At 48.5% G+C, this 18,469-nt stretch carries 8 protein-coding genes; 5 read left to right on the top strand and 3 right to left on the bottom strand.

Annotation, left to right across the window (positions count from 1 at the left end; all coding sequences use genetic code 11):
• Positions 1–84 precede the first annotated feature (84 nt).
• Positions 85–3,594 (top strand): TonB-dependent receptor, encoded by a 3,510-nt coding sequence (locus tag A3224_RS10265; RefSeq protein ID WP_067154097.1) that lies wholly within the window; start codon positions 85–87, stop codon positions 3,592–3,594.
• Between the two features lie 77 nt (positions 3,595–3,671).
• Here the strand turns inward: A3224_RS10265 and A3224_RS10260 are convergent, their stop codons facing one another.
• Complete coding sequence (locus A3224_RS10260; protein WP_067154094.1) at positions 3,672–5,381, bottom strand: hypothetical protein; 1,710 nt, start codon at positions 5,379–5,381, stop codon at positions 3,672–3,674.
• Between the two features lie 482 nt (positions 5,382–5,863).
• Here A3224_RS10260 and A3224_RS10255 point away from each other — a divergent pair, with 482 nt between their 5' ends.
• Positions 5,864–6,214, top strand: a complete 351-nt coding sequence (locus A3224_RS10255; protein WP_067154092.1) for a hypothetical protein — start codon at positions 5,864–5,866, stop codon at positions 6,212–6,214.
• 180 nt (positions 6,215–6,394) lie between these two features.
• Here A3224_RS10255 and A3224_RS10250 read toward each other — a convergent pair whose 3' ends face one another.
• Positions 6,395–9,922 (bottom strand): carbohydrate-binding protein, encoded by a 3,528-nt coding sequence (locus A3224_RS10250; RefSeq protein WP_082817478.1) that lies wholly within the window; start codon positions 9,920–9,922, stop codon positions 6,395–6,397.
• A 564-nt stretch (positions 9,923–10,486) separates the two neighbouring features.
• Entirely contained in the window at positions 10,487–12,904 is a 2,418-nt protein-coding gene (locus A3224_RS10245; protein WP_067154090.1) for an agarase, read from the bottom strand.
• A 196-nt stretch (positions 12,905–13,100) separates the two neighbouring features.
• Here A3224_RS10245 and A3224_RS10240 point away from each other — a divergent pair, with 196 nt between their 5' ends.
• From A3224_RS10240 to A3224_RS10230, 3 genes are all read left to right on the top strand, one after another.
• Entirely contained in the window at positions 13,101–14,258 is a 1,158-nt protein-coding gene (locus tag A3224_RS10240) for an aldehyde dehydrogenase family protein (protein WP_156481463.1), read from the top strand.
• Between the two features lie 111 nt (positions 14,259–14,369).
• A complete protein-coding gene (locus tag A3224_RS10235; protein ID WP_067154089.1) occupies positions 14,370–15,629 on the top strand; it encodes an MFS transporter in 1,260 nt (419 codons plus the stop codon).
• A gap of 43 nt (positions 15,630–15,672) precedes the next feature.
• A complete protein-coding gene (locus A3224_RS10230) occupies positions 15,673–18,027 on the top strand; it encodes a beta-galactosidase (RefSeq protein WP_231902354.1) in 2,355 nt (784 codons plus the stop codon).
• Positions 18,028–18,469 lie beyond the last annotated feature (442 nt).

The raw sequence follows: 18,469 nt of genomic DNA, 5'->3' as shown, positions 1-18,469 counted from the left end.
TTTTTTCGAGTCTAGGGAACCGCAAGCGGTATCGTGAACACCGACTTGATAATAAAAAACACAACCCGATGGAGAGAGATACCTATGTCTACGTCTTCTGTACGTAATCACTTCCGTATGTCGGCATTATCTGTTGCAGTGCTTTCAATATGCACTGGACAAGCGTTCGCACAGGATGATGAAGTAAAGGACCCCGATGAAAAGAGCGCATATCTTTATCTTGAAGAGATAGAGGTAACTGGTATTCGCGCCAGTATTGAAAAGTCTATTGATGACAAGCGATATGGTAACAACATCAAAGACACTATCAATGCCGAGGACATAGGGAAAACCACGGACCAGAATATTGCTGAAGCCCTCTCCCGTGTGACAGGTGTTTCTATGCAAACGGACGACGGGGAAGGTACCACTATTACTGTGCGCGGAGCAAATGCGCAGCAGAACAATATCAGTTTAAATGGTGTACAGCTTGGTTCTACCGGATTTAGCCAGGCAGTGGATCTCTCCGCATACTCGGCGGATATCCTTTCCAAGATTGAAGTTGTTAAGACGCCAAGTGCAGACCACGACGAGGGGTCCCTCGGAGCAAATATTAATCTGATCACTGCAAAGCCATTGGAGATCAATGAAGGCTTTAATATTAGCGGTCAGGGCCGCTATAACGACCTCGCCGAAGGGGAGGATTACAAGATATCCGGTACTTACACCGGGAAATTCTTTGATGACACACTGGGTATCATTGTTACCGCTTTTGATGAGACAAACTCGGTTCGAAAAGATCAGTATGAAGCGGAGGACTTTGTCGCAAAAACATCCAGAATTGCTCGCGATGAGAATGGCGAAGTTGTTGAAAATGTAACGGGTATTGCTATTCCATTCTCACATATGAAGCTATTCCAGAACGAACGTGATCGTCAGGGTGTCAATCTGGGATTGCAGTGGGACGCAACGGAAAATACTGAAGTAAACGCCAATATCAGCTGGAATAAGCAGGACATAGTGTCCGAGATGCACGATGTGAGAGTGCGAATTGGCGAATACGGAAACATGTTTGAAGGTGAATACGTCGATGGGGTTATTATGGAAGGCCCTTCCGAGTGGACTGATCCTCAGGAAGACTGGCATACCTATGACACCGAAACACGCACTTTCACAAAGATGCTGAACCGGACTGCATTGGGTGATATATCCCAGGGGACCAATGAGTTTTCCAATGAAAACAGTATTGTATCTTTGGATATCACTCACCAGCTAGGAAATTCGTTTATCGTAAGTGGTGGCGTAAACTATTCCAAGGCTGAGCAGATTCCCGGAAAATCTCTGTATGTAAATATGCAGAATTATGACCGAATCAATGCTCGTCAATTGATGTATACCAATCCGGAAGATCTTGAGCCGGTTGGCTACGACTGTACCTCAGGCCGTTGTGTCCTTGTCGCAGGTACAGGTTATGTTGATCATGGAGAGGTTCTTCCTCCAGATGAACTGCATACCCGCGATAACTTTTCAACGACAGGCTTTAACCCTGATGACTTGGCTGCACAGCATCTAAGCTATCTGACAAAAACAGAGCGTGCGGTAGAGGATACTCAGAGTTCTGCATTTTTTGACGTGGATTGGGATGTGAACTTTGCCGGTATTAATAAGGTGGAGTTCGGTGCCAAGTTTTCAAATCGTGAAAAATTTGTTGATAATCAAACAGGCATATTCACTAACGTAACTGAAGGCATTACGACAGTAGACCCGGTTACCGGAGAGATATTTACCACTATCAGAGGTATGACGGATATCAGTGGAACCAATATCGTCGGCGGAGATTTCCCGGTTGATGACTTTATGGAATCTCTGGGGTACTCGGCAAATAATATTACTGATGGCTGGACTGTTGTTTCCGCGGAAAAGGCATTCGAGGCTGCGCTCGGAAATTCCGATGTAGCTATAGTTCCTGATAATACGGAAACCAGGAGCGCAGAACTCGATACCCAGGCGTTCTACCTAAAGGGAAACTTTGCATTTCTGGATGACAGGCTTACTGGTGACGTAGGCGTACGTTACGTAAATACTACGGTGGAAACCGAAGGCTACTCCGGTGTTGTGTTTCACTCTGATCCAACCAATAACGGACGTGTGTTTGACCCATTTGTCCTGGAGCAATACCGTGATCCTTCGCTGCCAGCTTGTCCAGGAATTCTCTTCTATGGCGGTGATAACTATACAGAAGAAGCCCGTTGGTCTCGTGTAGATGGCCAAGGTTACGATACTATGGGAACAGAAACTCGTGTAGACGATGTGCCCTTGCCGGATGTTGGCCTATGCTATGACCCCTTGTTAACAACAGGAGCCGACAATTGGGTCGGTACCATTCACGAATGGTGGGTATGGAGGCATTCCGACCTGTCTACTGAAAATTTCAACATTTACGGTGAACGTCAGTTTGACGAGGACGGCAACATTATTCCTGGCGAAGATTTGAGCCGCCGATCTTTCGCGGTAACTGATGAACATGACTACGATGTTGTATTGCCAAGTCTCAATATCAATTATCTGATTTCTGAGGAACTGATTGGTCGTTTTGCGATCTCTAAAACAATGTCCCGTCCTCAGATAGACTCACTTCGGCCAGGCTTCCGGGTGGTTGAAACCGTTTGGGGCGATCGGACTGCAAACGCGATTACTTTGTATAACACCAAGCTAGACCCGCTGGAATCCAATAACCTCGACCTCTCATTGGAATGGTACTTCGCGGATAATGGATTGTTAGCTGCAGGTCTTTTCTATAAGGACATGACCAATTTCGAGGAGTCCCAGACCATTGTTACTTATATGGACGACTTGAGGGATCTGGGGCTTGATGAAAATGAGGAGCCGTACGATCCCGCTAACCTCATCAAGACTGCTGATGATCTGGAAGGTTGCATGCCCAAACGCATACAGGGCAATGAGCAGTTGAACTCTGACTGGGCGCTGTCCGGCGATCCCGAGCAAATGTGTGCACAATTCCGCACGACTCAGATCAAAAATGGTAAGGGTGCGGAAATCAAAGGGATAGAACTTCAGTATACGCAAACCTACGATATGCTGCCGGGGATCTTCTCCGGGCTGGGAACTATGTTCAACTACACCTACCAAGATAGTGCCTATGACCAGGAGGTTTCATCTCTGGACCCGAGTCTGGTTCTTCCGGAATTGCCGGTGGCTTATACTCCAGAGCATAGCTATAACGCGACAGTTTTCTGGGAAAAGGATGGTCACCAGATCCGACTTGCGTACCAGGGAACATCTGATCAACTGGCTCAGCGTAGCTGGAACAACGGCGTTTTGTGGCAAGAGGGCCGCCGTACCCTAGATCTGTCTGCCACTTATGCGCTTACTGATAATATTTCATTGTCCTTCCAGGCCACGAACCTGACCGACGAAGGTGTGCGGACTTATTTCACCAGTCGCTTTATGGATCTGGGCGATGTAGATGCAGACGGAAACCCGGTTCTGTACGACGAAGGTAGCCCCCTGGATGGCGATGCGACCAAATCCCGCACGGTTGTTGATTATCGCACAGGGCGCAGTTACCGCTTCGGTATCCAGGCGCGCTTTTAAGTCCTCTCAGATACGTTAGTGATCTGATTTGCCGCACTTCGGATGAAGTGCGGCTTTTTTATGAGTTTTGCTGTTTATCAGAGCCGGTTGGAATTGCCTCCATTTAAGTTGCGCGAATCCTCGTTGAATAATATTAACTCGGGACGCAGCGGATTTTCGCTCGTCACAACGGCAGATGAGAAGTCCACAGGATAATAACCTGCTTCCTCGGCTTTAATATCTGACGAGGTATCACCAATTTCATTGGCATTTCTCTGTGAGGCGATAACCATCGGAGAAGTGGATTGCATCAGATACCAGCGACGTCCAGAGCGATTGTGCGGAAGATCCGCCTGCGTGATGCGCCCGTCGCCGTTCCGGTCAGTCAAATTGTCACGTTCCGCCGGTGACATGAAATATGTGAGCATATTGCCAACTTCCGCTACGGCCTTGCCTGCGTTTTTATTTGTCCTGATCAGTTTTATGTTTCCTTTGATGGTAAGGTTTTCGAAGCGGCCATTGATAAAGTCTCGGCTGTGGGGATTCATGCGACTTTTGTCGGTGATAACCGCTGTGCCACTGTCGATCGCAGTGACATTGCTGACGGTAATATTTCTGTTAATTTTCCCGTGCGCCTTCAGCCAAACACCGGTGAACCCCTTGGTGACAGTCACGTTGTGTACTTCTACATTGTTGATAGACGATAAATAGGGGCCTGCCCGGTTGATATTGTCTGTCGCCGAGCCGTTTCCTGCTTCAATTCTGACGCCGACGCCTTTTACCGCTTTGATATTATTGATATATATCCAATCACCACCAAATATCTGAACGGCTCCATAACCTGTGTGCGAATTTTGCAGGACAATATTTTCAATAGTTCCTTTTACGGGGGTGCGTCCGTAAGTGAGATTGCGGATTATAGCCTCCTCGTCGGGTATTATTCGGCCCTTATCATCGACATAGTTTCCTTCGGAGTCCATGGGGAGTGGTTGACCATCCCGACCAAGCCAAACATCGTCTTGTGGATTTCCATTGGTTCCATTGCGATCAGCCAGAGCGCCATCTTTATAGTCACAGTCTGGGTAAAGGGAAATGCCGACATGCTCGGTGTGATTGTCGATTATTCGTATTCCTGAAATAGCAAAGTTTTCCGCGTAATAGATACCGATTGGTATAGCACGGGTGTAGTTGATGGCTGTATCCTTGGTTTTATCTCCGTGAACACCGTAGGAGATAGGCATATTGGTTTTTGCATCGATGGTGAATCGGCGGGTAGGGTGCGTGGAGGTAATTTCCACGTTGCGAATACGCTCTCTGATTAGATTGTTGACGTTAGGGCTGCGGCCGATACTGAAAAGGAACTGGTTTGATCCAGAGGTCTTCAGATTGCCAATCATTTCTATAGTGACATCCGGGTCTACCTCTAAGCGTACATTGGAGGGCATGTCCACGCGGTCTAACCGGTAACGGTTGTTGCCGCCGTTTTTTGCTGCACGGAGTATAACTACCCCTCCATCACTGTCTTCTTGGCTCGCTCGCCGTAGGGCGGCCAGTAAGCGCTGGGTGTCATTAGTCTGTGATGTGTAGTTTCTAGCCGGGTACAGCTCTTCTGGCTGCTGATCAAAAACACGGTTTTCGAAGTATGGAGAAGCCCCTTGTATATACTTGTGTGCAAAGGTGTTGATATCTTGACCGTATCCCGTCCCGCTTAGGTCGTATTGGCTCGCAACCTCATCTTGACCGGCGAATAGAGGTGTACAAAAAATCGCCAAAACTGACGTGGCGAGTAGTGCTTCTTTTATTTTCATCGCTCTAATCCTCTGATTTTATTGATTATTTTTGTCATATTGGCGTCGCGTGAGGCGCCTTCCAGCCATCGACAGCCATATTTGGACTGCAAACAACGCGATAGGCTATTGATATGACGGAATTAAACATAATATGTTTGTGAGGCGAACTTAGAAAACTGTGTCACATATTTAGGTCGCTGGCGGATGATTGATTGGAACTGCAATGCATCGATCTGTGTGTTATTTGATCAAATGCTACTGGCTGGATGCGCTGCGGATACACAAGCGTTGTACTCTTTCAGCGCTGTTGATCAACAAGGTAGAGTTCCGGTATGGGGAAGTACTAATCAGTCAATTGGGTAGGTCGGCCGCTGGTGGTGTACACCTCATTTGACATTAAACCCTTGGAAGAGTGGAATAGAAGATTCATATTCAGGTTTCGAGTGATTGAAAATTTATTCAGAGACCTCCCGGAAATTTAAGTTTTGGTGTTTGGAACGATGCGTTATTTCTCCGCTGTTGAAGCCATTGTGCTTATTGTCGGTGTTCTTGCCTATTGGGTGATTATGGGGTGGGCTTTATGGTTAGGTTTTGAGCACTATTTTGGCGCGCTAGGTGGAGGGGTAATTTTAGCGGTAATTCTGCTAGTCGGTGTCACATTGTCGATTTTAGATGGTCTATTTCTTAAATTTATGCCGCCTTTTGAATCGTCAAACAACATATTACTTAGCTTGCTATTGCCTGTTGGAGCGTTTATAGGGGCAGTGCAAGTTTGGCATTGGCATTGGGCGGTAGCTGCATTATTTGTGCTGCCACTATTGGCTTCTGCAGTAAATAATGACGCGTCATAGGTTCGTACAAGGAAAATAATGGGAGCAGAAAGTATTTGACTTTCTTAACTGTACTACTAGTAGCAGAACAAGAAGCAGTACTTGACAAAAATTCTGAAAAAGTTGAAAGCAATTTGTAGAGATACCCACACCGGTCCTTTGACCGATGTGGGTTGCTCTAGAGGCCTAGGGCAGTTGTGATCAATGTCGTACAGGAGTGGTTGTGTACTCCTTGATTACAAGATTTGCAACAGTTAACTCTCCATTATGCCGGAAGTCCACGCTGATCGTGTTATTTTTCTGTAGTACATCAACGGGCACCGGTATCTCCAGTGTGTTGAAGTAGCGCTCCACAGAATTTTCTTTACGACCTCGCCAGTCTATGGGTGTCTCGATGGTGTGCCCATTAATGGTCAGAGTGTCAATCTGCAGGAGGCTGTCAGGGGTGTCGTCCTGGCTGGGATAGAGTGCCACGGTGAGACGCAGTTGTGACTCCGCATAACCGGAAGGTACGGATACATTGTTCACTTGTAAATTTTTTGCACCTCCGGCTACAGATATACGATGGGGTACACTGCCGCCACTCACGCTGTTACCAAAGTACTTTTTCTCGTCTACGGATTGGTTAATAGCAATAGTACTGTTCAAGGTATAGCGCAGTACCAGAGTAGCGTCAGCCGCAAGAGTGACCTTGGTCGGCATTTGCTTCATATGGTGTCGCTCCAGCTGTGTATCAAAGTTGTTGTCGAAATGCATATTGCGCAATTCCACATTTTGCAGCTGGGCGTTATTCAGTCCTGCCACCGTCAGGTCGATGGTTGTATCTACGGTTTCCAGGTTATTGATGATGATAAAAAGTTCATTGTTATTCACATAGGACTGAACTTGTACATCCGGGTCGCTGGATACACTGTCCACACGGGTTCCGTCGATATCTGCCCAAAGTTCATAGAATTTAATGTAGTCAGACCACTGCCAATTATCACTGTTTAATACAGGCTCTATGAGTAGGCTGTAGTGATAGGGCGCTGTACAGTTACGTACTTCCTCGTACCCGCAGCCACCCGGGTAGTAGCCCCACAATGGCTTGGCGGGAGTAAAGGGCATGGATTTGATCACGTAATCCGGGCGCTCGAGAATCTGCATTAACATAGCGTTAAAGGACTTAAGTACTTCCGACTCGAAGCGGGGTTGATGTGCCAGAGTGTTCCAGCCTCCCTGTACCGCACCATACTCGGAAATTACGATGGGTTTTCGGTTGGCCTGGCCATTTTGATACACGTCATACCACTCAATCATATCAAGCATGGCGGGGAGGTGACCGTTCCGACGCAGGGTGGACTTGGCATCACTGTTAACGCCGGGCCAGTCGTAAACATGGACGGAGTAAAAGTCCATGTTGTGTCCGGCTGCATCCATAAACCCTTTCCACATTACGTCCCACTGATACCAATTCTGATCGCGTGTATCGTCGACGGTCGTGGCCATTGCCTGACGGAAAAACTCTTCCGCTGCAGCCTCTTCGGCTGGATCATCGGCGACTATCCATTGGTCGTATGCGTTGTCTGCGTAGCGGGAAATGCCATCGCGACGGTAGAAGTCATGTTGACCCCAGGTCATACCGCCAATCAGCGGAGCCTCGTTGCCCAGTTTTGAGCGTATTTCCTGGGCAACCAGATTATGGTATTCCCAAATAGCTTCCTGGTTGGTAACCATAAATTTTCCGGTTTTCATTTCCATATCTGGTTCGTTGATGACTTCCCAGAATTTTGGCATTGGATCGCCGATATAGCCGTTGCTGGAGTTGGCGTAGTAGTGCTTAAGGTATTGTCCCATCCAGGCGGCAGAGGTTTCGATGTGCATCGGTTGCCAGTCGTGCCAGGTGGAGCCATTGGCATTCCAGCTAAGGGTGGGGTAGGTGGGGTGTGGATTGGTACCTGCGATCAGTTCCGTTCTGTCGGCACTGAAGCGCTTATAGAAGGGATTGGCTTCATAGTTTTCACGCAGTTCCTTTCCCCGGGTCACCATGTAATCCAGGTCTGGCCAGTTTTCTCGGTTGGGGTCCTCCTTAGTGTCTTGAAATTTCCAGGTGGCAGTACCATTGTCGCGGCCCAGTGTTACATCCAGAGTGTTGACCAGATAATTGAGCTTGTCGGCATGTCCTTCCCAGTCTTTCTCATAGATGGTGGTATGTGCAGTAATATGCCGGTTGCGCCCAAAGTCAGAAATGCCCTTAACGCTGTGTTTAATATTCGCGTTGACCGTAACCTTTACACTGTGTGGATTGGCTACCTGAGAGGGTGAGCAGCCAGACTCATTGGCAAACTCCTTGGCCGGAGTGGATGGACATTGATCCGTGCCGTTGGCAATGCCATCGCTATCGCTGTCCTCAAACCCTGTGCATCCTGATGGGGCTACGTTTTCCCCAAAGGGGGTGTCGGGGCAGTGGTCCTCTTGATTGGCTATCCCGTCGAGGTCGTCGTCATCAGCGCCGGTACTGGCACAGCCTTCAGAATCGACAAAATCCCCAGGTGCTGTGGTTGGACATTGATCCCGGTTATCGGCAATGCCATCTTTATCTGTATCCAGCTGAGAAGGCGCACACCCTTCGCTGTTGGCGGTTTCTGATGGATCGGTTCCCGGACAGCTGTCGTTTACATCCGCAATGCCGTCGTTGTCTCCGTCCAGATCGAGGTCGACGTCACTGATACGCTCAAAAATGACGTAGTCAATATTAAACTGGAAGTCTTGAGTACCTGCGCCGTATATACGAATAGTCAGGTCGCCGGAAAATAGGTTGATATCAGAGGCGGCGTTGAGCAGGTAGAAGCTGTCCCAACCCCCCTGACTTTGAACTTCACTAGTGTTCTTAGTTACCAGGGCACCTTCATGATCTGTTGCCATTAGACCAACCGCCACACCGGAGCTATGTGCGGTACTCACATAATACTTCGGTCGATAAAGGCCTGACTGATCCAGGTGCAGGTTGTACTCCAGATAGTCGCCGCTATTGAAATAGTTGACGGCAACGCCGCCGTTGATTGCATAGGTGTCGATTTCTCCCCCCACATGGTGTGCATTTTCGGCTTCCAGCTTAAAAGTCCCCGAAACATGACCACCTTCCTCTGGAGATCCTCCTGAGCTACTGCTTCCTGAGCCAGAACTCGAGGAAGATCCCCCGGATGAAGAGCTGGAAGTTGATCCTCCACCGGAACTGGAAGAGCTGTCATCAATGTAGGCAAGTTCCATTTTGTCCAGATTCCATTGCCAGTCGTGATCTCCGCCTCCGAATAACCGGATCTGCTGTGATCCAGAGGAGAGATGAATACTACCTGCGGGCAACGGTTGAAAATTGTCCCAGCCAGCATTGGGTACATCGGTTCTAGCCAGTGTTTGCCAGCTGCCATTGTTGTTGACCTGAAAATCAATCCGCGCTCCATCAATGGCTGTGCCGGCGAAATAGGTCAGATCGTATTGTCCTGCTTGTGGGACGGAAAGAGTATATTCAGCGTAATCGCCCTTGTTGACATAGTTGATGGCAGTAATGCCATTTACTGTGTAGACACTGATTTTTTGTGGCTGACCATCGTTGTAGGTACCTCCTACATTGGTAAAGTCTTCGGCCTCTAGACGGTAATCGGCAGCGGTGGCTGCGGTACTGTAGGCGATTGCTGCCGCTAGCACAGCATGTGCTAAAGGCAGAATGCCTTGAGATTTGGAAAGTCTCATCGCTTGCTCCAGGATTTGAACACCTTTTAACTGGTGTGTTTGTTTTTTGTTCGGCCGCTTACAACTACGCCGCAACCACCGTAATCTGCGGGAAAACCTAGAAGTGGCCCAATGGAAATTGACAGCAGGTAACAGTTAACGCGATATGGATGCTCGTTTTGCACGATGTTGAGTTAGCGGCTTTTTATATAGTTATATCTGCTGCCGACGGTATTAAATAATATATTGTAAACAATAAACAATAGGGGTTGCGTTAGTTGGCGCGAGAATGTTGTTTTGCTTCCCGGGAGAGAGAAATGATACGGCTTTTAGAAAAAAGCCCTGGCGAGTTACGCCAGGGTAGCAAGAAGCGAAGGTTGGGAGAAAAGCAGAAAATCTCTTATTAATTTGCCATCAAATTTTAATGAGGTTCCGTAAGCATAGAGGATATTCAACCGGTGAAATCGACATTTCGAAACAGTCAGACACAAAAAAGTTGCTTATGGGGTTTCGAATAGTCTATTTCATAGCATGAGCGCTTTCTAGTTATCTGCGGCGCTCATGCTATTGTTAATAGATTACCCTCTAGCGTACTCCACGATTTATTGCACTGCTTGTGGAGAATACCTGTAGGGTGGTTGTGCTAACGTAACCACCATCGTCGGGGAATTCAATTTCCACGGCATTATCTTTGGTTAAATATTCGATGGCCACCGGTATTTCGATAACTCCGAAAAACTGATCCCGGCCCTTACCATCGTAATATTGATCGTACCCTTGATAATCTTCCGGTACTGATACTTTGTGACCATTGATCGTTACGGAAGGCGTGAGGGATTTGCCGTGGTCGCGACCGATGCCAAGGCGTAGTATCGCCTCCCCTTCGTCAGACACTTCTACGTTGCTGATCGCAAACTGTAATTTTCTTTTTGCCTCAATGGGTTGCTTGTATTTGTCTGCGTAATATTTTGTCTCCGAGTTTTCCTCATCCAGTGTGATGTTCTCTTTGTAGTTTAGTTGCAGAACAAGAGTGGCCTCAGGCTTCAGTGTGATTTTTTCGGGAAGCTGCTCGAGGGTGGTTTCTGAAAGTACCGGGACGCCATCGTCATTGTAGGAGAGCTCCTTGACGGTCACCTCCTGTAACGGATTGGTCCCTGTTCCCAGGGTCGCGAGGTCCAATATGCTGGTTTCTTCTTCCAGGTTGTTTAACACGATATAAGCGGTTGCGCCGTCTACATAGGCATTGACTTGAACATCCAGGTCGCTGGCCCAGCTATCTACTCTTGTTCCCTTCACTTCTGCCCACAGCTGGTAGAATTTAACCAGCTCAGTGTATACCCAGGAATCTCCACTCTCAGTGTCGGCTTCCTTTTTCTGGCGCATCAGGCGATTGGTATAGGGTACGGTTTCAGATTGTCGCCCCCATTCCGCCTTTACGGTAATGAATGGAATGGACTTCAAAATTTGATCCGGGCGCTCGAGAATGTTCATCATTAACCCGTTAAACGCACGCAGTTTGTAGCCATCCCTTTCCGGCGACCAGGGCTGGTTCATCATGCTGTGAACCGTTGCCCCGAATTCTGAAATCAAAAATGGCATGCGTTCGCCGGTGGCCATCAGAGTGTATTGCTCCAGCATATCGAAGGTAGCTTCGAGATTGCTGCCGCGGCGGAGCTTTCGCTTGCCCTCGATATCCGGGAAGTCATAGAAGTGTAGGGACAGAAAGTCCATTTTTTCTCCGGCGATATCGATGAACAGCTTGTCGCGTTCCTCCCAGCGATTAAAGTCGTTCTTTTCGAAATCCGGGAAAGCAACGGTATAGCCCCCGATTAGTACGTTGTCGTGAACGGCTTGATCCCAGGGGTCGCGAAATGCGCGGACTGCATCTGCTACGGCATTGTGGAATTTGAACACCTCCTCCGGCGTTGTGCCTTTATCTTTGTCCGACGGAAAATCCACTAGGTCGTACAGGGGCTCATTCATAACTTCCAGAAAAACGGGTTTGGGCTGGCCGTATGTGTCACCCGCTCCGCGGTTAAAGTACTCGTAGAGGAAGTTCGCCATATAGTGACCAACGGCGGTGCCGAAAGGCTCTTCCTCACTATCTGCGGTGGAAAAGGACCATCCCATACCGGTATCGTCACCATTTGGCCAGTAGGGATGCTGTTGGCCGCCAACTACCATATCGGTTGCGCGATGCTCGTGATACCGGGCGAGTTGGGCTCCAGTACTGGTTCCTGTGGTGTAGTTCCAGCGCGCACCACCACCATTGCTTTTTGCTGCCGTCTCATCGATAAACCCGGGTCGGGATGGGTCTTCCGGCAGTAGGCTCAATTGCCATTTCATGCCTCCGGTATCCCTTCCCAGGTAAACATCGTACCCCTCCAGGAAGTTTGTCATCAGATCCGGATCTTCATTGGGAGCACCGGCACTCTGACTATTGTTACCGACCCAGTCTTGTTCGGTATTGGAGGCGTGGATGTTAATGAACTTTCGGCGATCAAATACCGACTCACCGCCTACGGTGTGTCGCATATTCAGGTTGACATCGACTTTTACTGTGTCTTCGTTATTGGTGGATTCGGCTTTGGTGGTAACACGGAATTCGGCACTGACGCCGCCGACCGTCAGAGTCGCGGTGACCGTAGCGCCGTAGTCAGTGCTCGCGATCAGGCGCAGAACGACACTGTCTCCGCTATTGACGGTTCCTGTCGAGTTTTGGAAGGGGCCATCATTAATGGAGAACTCACCTCCATTCACGCTGATGTCCGTACTGGTGTTGATGCCGGTAATCGTGATGGCATTTGAGACTTGTTGACTGCCAGGCTCGGCGTCTGAAACGGCGCCAAAGGTAAAGGCATCTGGCTGTGAGTCTTGCTGTACCTTGTCTTCTGAGGGCGGGGGCTGTTTGGTATCTGCTCGGTCTCCATCACTACTGCAGGCGGTCAGGACAAGGGATAAGAAGGCCAGCGCAATTCGGCCTGTAAGGGAAGGGCAGACCATTTGTTTTCTCTCCATTTGTTTTTATGAGTTATTTGGCTACCAATAGTAGTCATAGGGAAATATTTTGTAAATAGTTGATTGTTTACAATATGTTCGGCGTAATTTGACCCTGTCATTTATGACAATTCAGGGAGGTTCACGCGTTTAAAGTTGTTGCAGGGCTTCGGTTATGGTTGTAAATTGTTAACAAAATGATTTGCTAAGCGTATTCACACTAAGGCGCTGTTGTTTTCACAACAATAATGAGAGGCCGGTGATGATAGAAACAACCGCGAAAGTGAAGTCCTTTCTCGGCCAAACTCCAGTTCCTTTCTATTCTGATGGCGCTTGGCTAACCGGGATCCGCGGAAAGTCCGTGCTTGTGGAGAATCCGGCCGATAAATCGATACTGGCTCAAGTGTCTGAGGCTCAGGGGAAGGATACAGAGCGGGCCATTGAGGCCGCGTATGCCGCTTTCCAGTTCTGGCAGGATACCACTGCTATTGAAAGAGCCCAGTTGTTGCGAGCACTGGCTGACCTTTGTGAGCGCGATGCCGAAGAGTTGGCTCAACTGGAGTCACTGGATGTCGGAAAGCCAGTGGAAAATGCCCGCGGCTTTGACGTGCCTTTCGGTATTGAGTGTCTGCGTTACTATGCCGACTTATGTGAGCAAGAAGATTTTGAGAAACCGCTGGACCTGGCGGGTATGAAGCGAGCGGCCTCTTTGCGCCTCCCCTACGGCGTGGTCGGGTTTATTTTTCCCTGGAACTTCCCGCTTGCACTGTGTCTGTGGGGTATCGCTCCCGCGCTTGCGGCGGGAAATACTGTGGTCATCAAGCCCTCGGAAGTGACGCCATTATCGACTCTTTATCTTGCGAAACTTGCTGACGAAGCGGGTTTCCCCGCTGGTGTAATCAACGTATTACCGGGCGAGGGGCCGGAAGTCGGCGCCGTATTTACCCGTCATCCGAAAGTGCGCTTTGTTTCTTTTACTGGATCTTCCCGAGTGGGACGCCTGATAGCAGAGTCCTGTGGTGCAAATCTAAAACCGGTAAAGCTGGAATTGGGCGGTAAGGGGGCATCGGTTATCTGTAACGATGCGGATATCAGTTCCGCTGCCGTTGGTTTGGCTGGTGCCATCACCTTGAATACCGGACAGGTTTGCTGCACTGCTACCCGCTGGGCTGTGCAAGAGAGTATCTCCTCCGACATTGCCCATCTTGCAGTGGCTGCCAACGCAGGACAGTTGAAAGTGGGATCTTTTGCACGAAGTGAAAGGATGGTGAAGTGGAATGAGGTATTGAGAATCGAACAAAAACTGGGTAGTCGCGCAAAATGTATCGGGGGAGATATATATCAAAGAATTTTTTCATAACAGCGCTATAACGAATTCGCGCTTTGTTGACAGTGTCAATCAAGAGAGCATGTACGGGTATAAAGTTGGTTGATTCCTGTGTGATATTGCTCAGATACAGATAGAAGATGTATGAATATAAATAATAAGTTTTTTGTGCTCGCGTTACTGTTTATTAGTGTAGTAATTAACTACATGGATAGAACGAATATTTCAGTGGCGGCCAAATTTATTGCGGATGATCTTGATCTAACCTCGGTACAGATGGGGGTAATATTTTCTGCGTTTGCCTGGACATACTCGGCCATGCAAATACCAGGGGGGATGATTGTCGATGCAGTCCGTGTGCGTATTTTATATCCGGTGATACTCGTGGCCTGGTCCCTAGCGACTATCGTTCAAGGGCTTGTTACCTCTCTCGCTGCCATGGTGGGTTGCCGTATGGCGGTTGGAATGTTCGAGGCACCATCTTATCCAACAAATAATAAAATAGTGACACACTGGTTTGCAGAACGTCAGAGAGCGAGTGCAATTGCGGTCTATACGTCCGGGCAATTTATCGGGCTCGCTTTCTTGATGCCGATACTGGCGGTTATCCAGGAATGGTTCGGTTGGCGTGGCCTATTCATTATTTCTGGATTGATCGGTATCGCTTGGGCAGCGGTTTGGTATTTTATGTACAGGGAGCCGGGGGAAAAGGATGTCGGGTCTGAGCTGTGTGCCGATGACAATGAAAGACAAGCTGCTCCAAGTTGGACGAATATACGCTTTGCACTGACCAACCGAAAGCTTTGGGGAATTTATATCGGCCAGTTTTGCCTCGGGAGTACGTTGATATTTTTTCTTACGTGGTTCCCGACATACCTGGCAGAGTATCGTGGACTGGATAACTTAAAAACCGGATTCTGGGCGTCGATTCCCTTTACCGCGGCATTTTTCGGCGTCTTATGTTCCGGGTTTACGTCTGATTGGTTGGTAAAGCGTGGTTATTCGAATGAGTTCGCGCGAAAAACACCAGTGATCGTAGGATTGCTGCTTTCCGGTACGGTCATCGCTGCAAACTATGTGGAATCCATGGCAGCGGTAACCTTTTTCCTCTCCCTGGCTTTCTTTGGCAATGGCCTTGCTTCTATCAATTGGGTCTTTGTTTCTCTAGTCGCACCCCGTCATATGGTGGGGCTGGTAGGGGGCTGCTTTAACTTTATCGGCGGTCTTTCCGCGGTGGTTATTCCTGTGGCGATTGGATTTCTCGTCCAGGACGGTGATTTCCGACCAGCACTGCTTTTAATCGGTGGTCTGGCATTGGTTGGAATGTGTTCGTACCTATTTTTGGTGGGACGTGTTGAGGAAATTCGCGTTCCTGGACAAGAGGTAGAGACACTCTCTGTTTGATTGGTGTATCGATAAATATAAATACATGCGGAGTTGCAAAAATATGCAAAAGTCAATAAGGGTTATTGCAGCGGTGGCCTTTTCATCGATTGCTTTTTCCGGTTGCGGTGAAAAAAATACTGATAAAATGCCCTTAAACTCGTCCCGTGAAGTAACCTCTGGCGGCAATAGTAGCGAGGGCCATGGGAAGTCTGCCAAGACTGCATTGTTATTGTGGGATTTTGAGAATGGAAAGCAGCCAAAGGAATTGAAACTGCAAAATGCCACGGCTGAAGTTATACAGCGTGGCTCCGGTAAGGCACTCAGTATCAGATTGTTGTCCGAGGACAATCACACATCCGCCTTTTCATTCGAGCCTGAAGGTACTTGGGACTGGAGTGCGATGGGAAACTTTGCTTTCGCATTGGATATTTCCAACGCGGAGTCATCATCGGTACATCTTTATGTAAAAGCGACAGACAACGAGGGGCGGACACATAGCCGAAGTTTTGTTGTACCGGAGCAGTCCAGTGCTACTTACTTTTTCGAGATGAAAGGGCCGGATCTGGCAGTGGATACCGGCATTCGTTCCAATCCGCCCAGTTGGATGAGTGAGTATCAGGACATGATTTATCGCTGGGGAGACAAGAGTCTGAATGTCAGTGAAATTGACAGTATCGAATTCTCCGTTGCCGGTGTATTAGAGAATAAATATGTTGTCGTCGACAATGTGCGTTTGATTCAGCCCGAATCCCTGGACGAAATGTATCTAGTCAATTTGGTGGATGAGTTTGGCCAAAATAACAAACGCGACTTCACCAATAAAGTCCATTCGCTGGAGGAGTTAAGAGAAGCATCGGAAAGGGAGTTGGCCCAGCTACGTAAGACGCCGCTTGAAGGGCGCTCCCGGTTTGGCGGCTGGGCGTTGGGACCGCGTCTAAAAGGAACCGGTTACTTTCGCACTGAAAAAGTGGATGGCAAATGGTCTCTGGTGGACCCCGACGGCTATCTGTTCTTTTCCACTGGCATCGCCAATGTACGCTTGGCCAATACATCGACGATTACGGGCTACGATTTCGATCACGCACTGATTCCCGCGCGTAAACCGGGTGATTTAACGCCTGAAGATTCTCTCGGCTTGAACCGTGTTCCAGACGTCGCAGTGCCGACTCGTTACGTCAGCTCCAGCTTGCGTGCGGATATGTTTACCTGGTTGCCCGCATACGACGAGCCTCTTGGAAAGAACTTCGGTTACCGCCGGGAAGTACATACGGGAGCGATCGAGCGGGGGGAGACGTTCAGTTTTTATCGCGCCAACCTGCAAAGGAAATACGGTATAGACGACGATAAGAAGTTGATGGAAAAGTGGCGAGAGGTCACCGTCGATCGCATGCTGAGCTGGGGGTTCACCTCATTCGGTAACTGGATTGATCCCGGTTACTATCAGATGGACCGCTTTCCCTATTTCGCCAATGGCTGGATTATCGGCAATTTCAAGACAGTGAGCAGTGGTAATGACTACTGGAGCCCGCTTCCAGATCCCTTTGATCCGCTATTTAAGGAGAGGGCGTATATCACTGCTGAACAGATCGCCAAAGAGGTCAAGGGTAGTCCCTGGTGTGTGGGCGTATTCGTAGATAACGAAAAGAGTTGGGGACAGGAGGGCAGCGTAGAGACGCAATACGGTCTTGTGATTAATACGTTGACCAGAGATGCGAAGGAAAGTCCCACAAAAGCGCAGTTTGTGCGTTTGATGCGGGAAAAATACGGCGATATTCAAAAGCTCAATAAATCCTGGGGGGTGAGTATTGATTCCTGGAATGACTTCGCCAGTGGGATCTCTCTGAATATCTTTAATGATTCAGTGATTAAAGATCTATCCATTATGTTGCAGCATTATGCGGACCAATATTTCAGGATTGTGCGAGAAGCTGTTAAGCACTATATGCCGAATCATATGTACATGGGCGCTCGCTTTGCGGATTGGGGGATGACACCGGAAATTAGAGCTGCTGCAGCAAACTATGCCGATGTGGTCAGTTATAACTATTACAAAGAGGGGGTGAGTGATAACTTCTGGCATTTTCTCAAGGAACTTGATCGCCCCAGTATCATAGGTGAATTTCACAATGGTGCACTGGACTCCGGCTTGCTCAATCCAGGTTTGATCCATGCCAGCTCACAGGCGGATCGCGGTAAGAAGTATGCCGAGTATATGAACAGTGTGATCGACAATCCATACTTAGTCGGAGCTCATTGGTTTCAGTATATCGATTCTCCTTTGACTGGACGTGCTTATGATGGAGAAAACTACAATGTCGGTTTTGTGAGCGTGACTGATATCCCTTATTCGCCACTGGTTGAGTCAGCAAAGGCTGTAAATAAGAATTTATACCAAAGAAGATTTGGCTCAATGTAATTAAATGAGCTATCTGTGGAGCCTCTGATTAATTCGCGTGAACACTATGGTGGCTTCCGGGGCGCTCAGGCAATAGGACGGACATTTCGAAAACGCACGAGTACTTCCCTGTAGCTCCGACGGATACATCCCTGTATCCGTCGGTTTCGAAATGTCAGTCCTATCACCTGAGCTTCACATCCGCCCCCGAAGCACCTCAGCCATCAGAAAGTGACTTAATCAGAGGTTCCTTAGGTGACTCTGCGGCTGCGCTGACTGCGGAAATGAGTCCAAGCAGTAACAAAATGATTCTTATAAACATGACTTTAGCCCAGTGAGGAACACGGGCTTGCTTTATATCATATTGTATATTGTTGACAAAGCTTGATGGTGGCGAGCCAAGGAGCTCTGATTAACCCATGTGATTGCTGCGGCGGGCGCTCAAGCAATTGGTCGCGAAGTC

It is taken from the genome of Microbulbifer thermotolerans (assembly GCF_001617625.1).
Lineage (GTDB): Bacteria > Pseudomonadota > Gammaproteobacteria > Pseudomonadales > Cellvibrionaceae > Microbulbifer > Microbulbifer thermotolerans.
The sequence above is the reverse complement of the archived record's forward strand: the minus strand, read 5'-3'. Positions and strand labels throughout refer to the sequence as shown.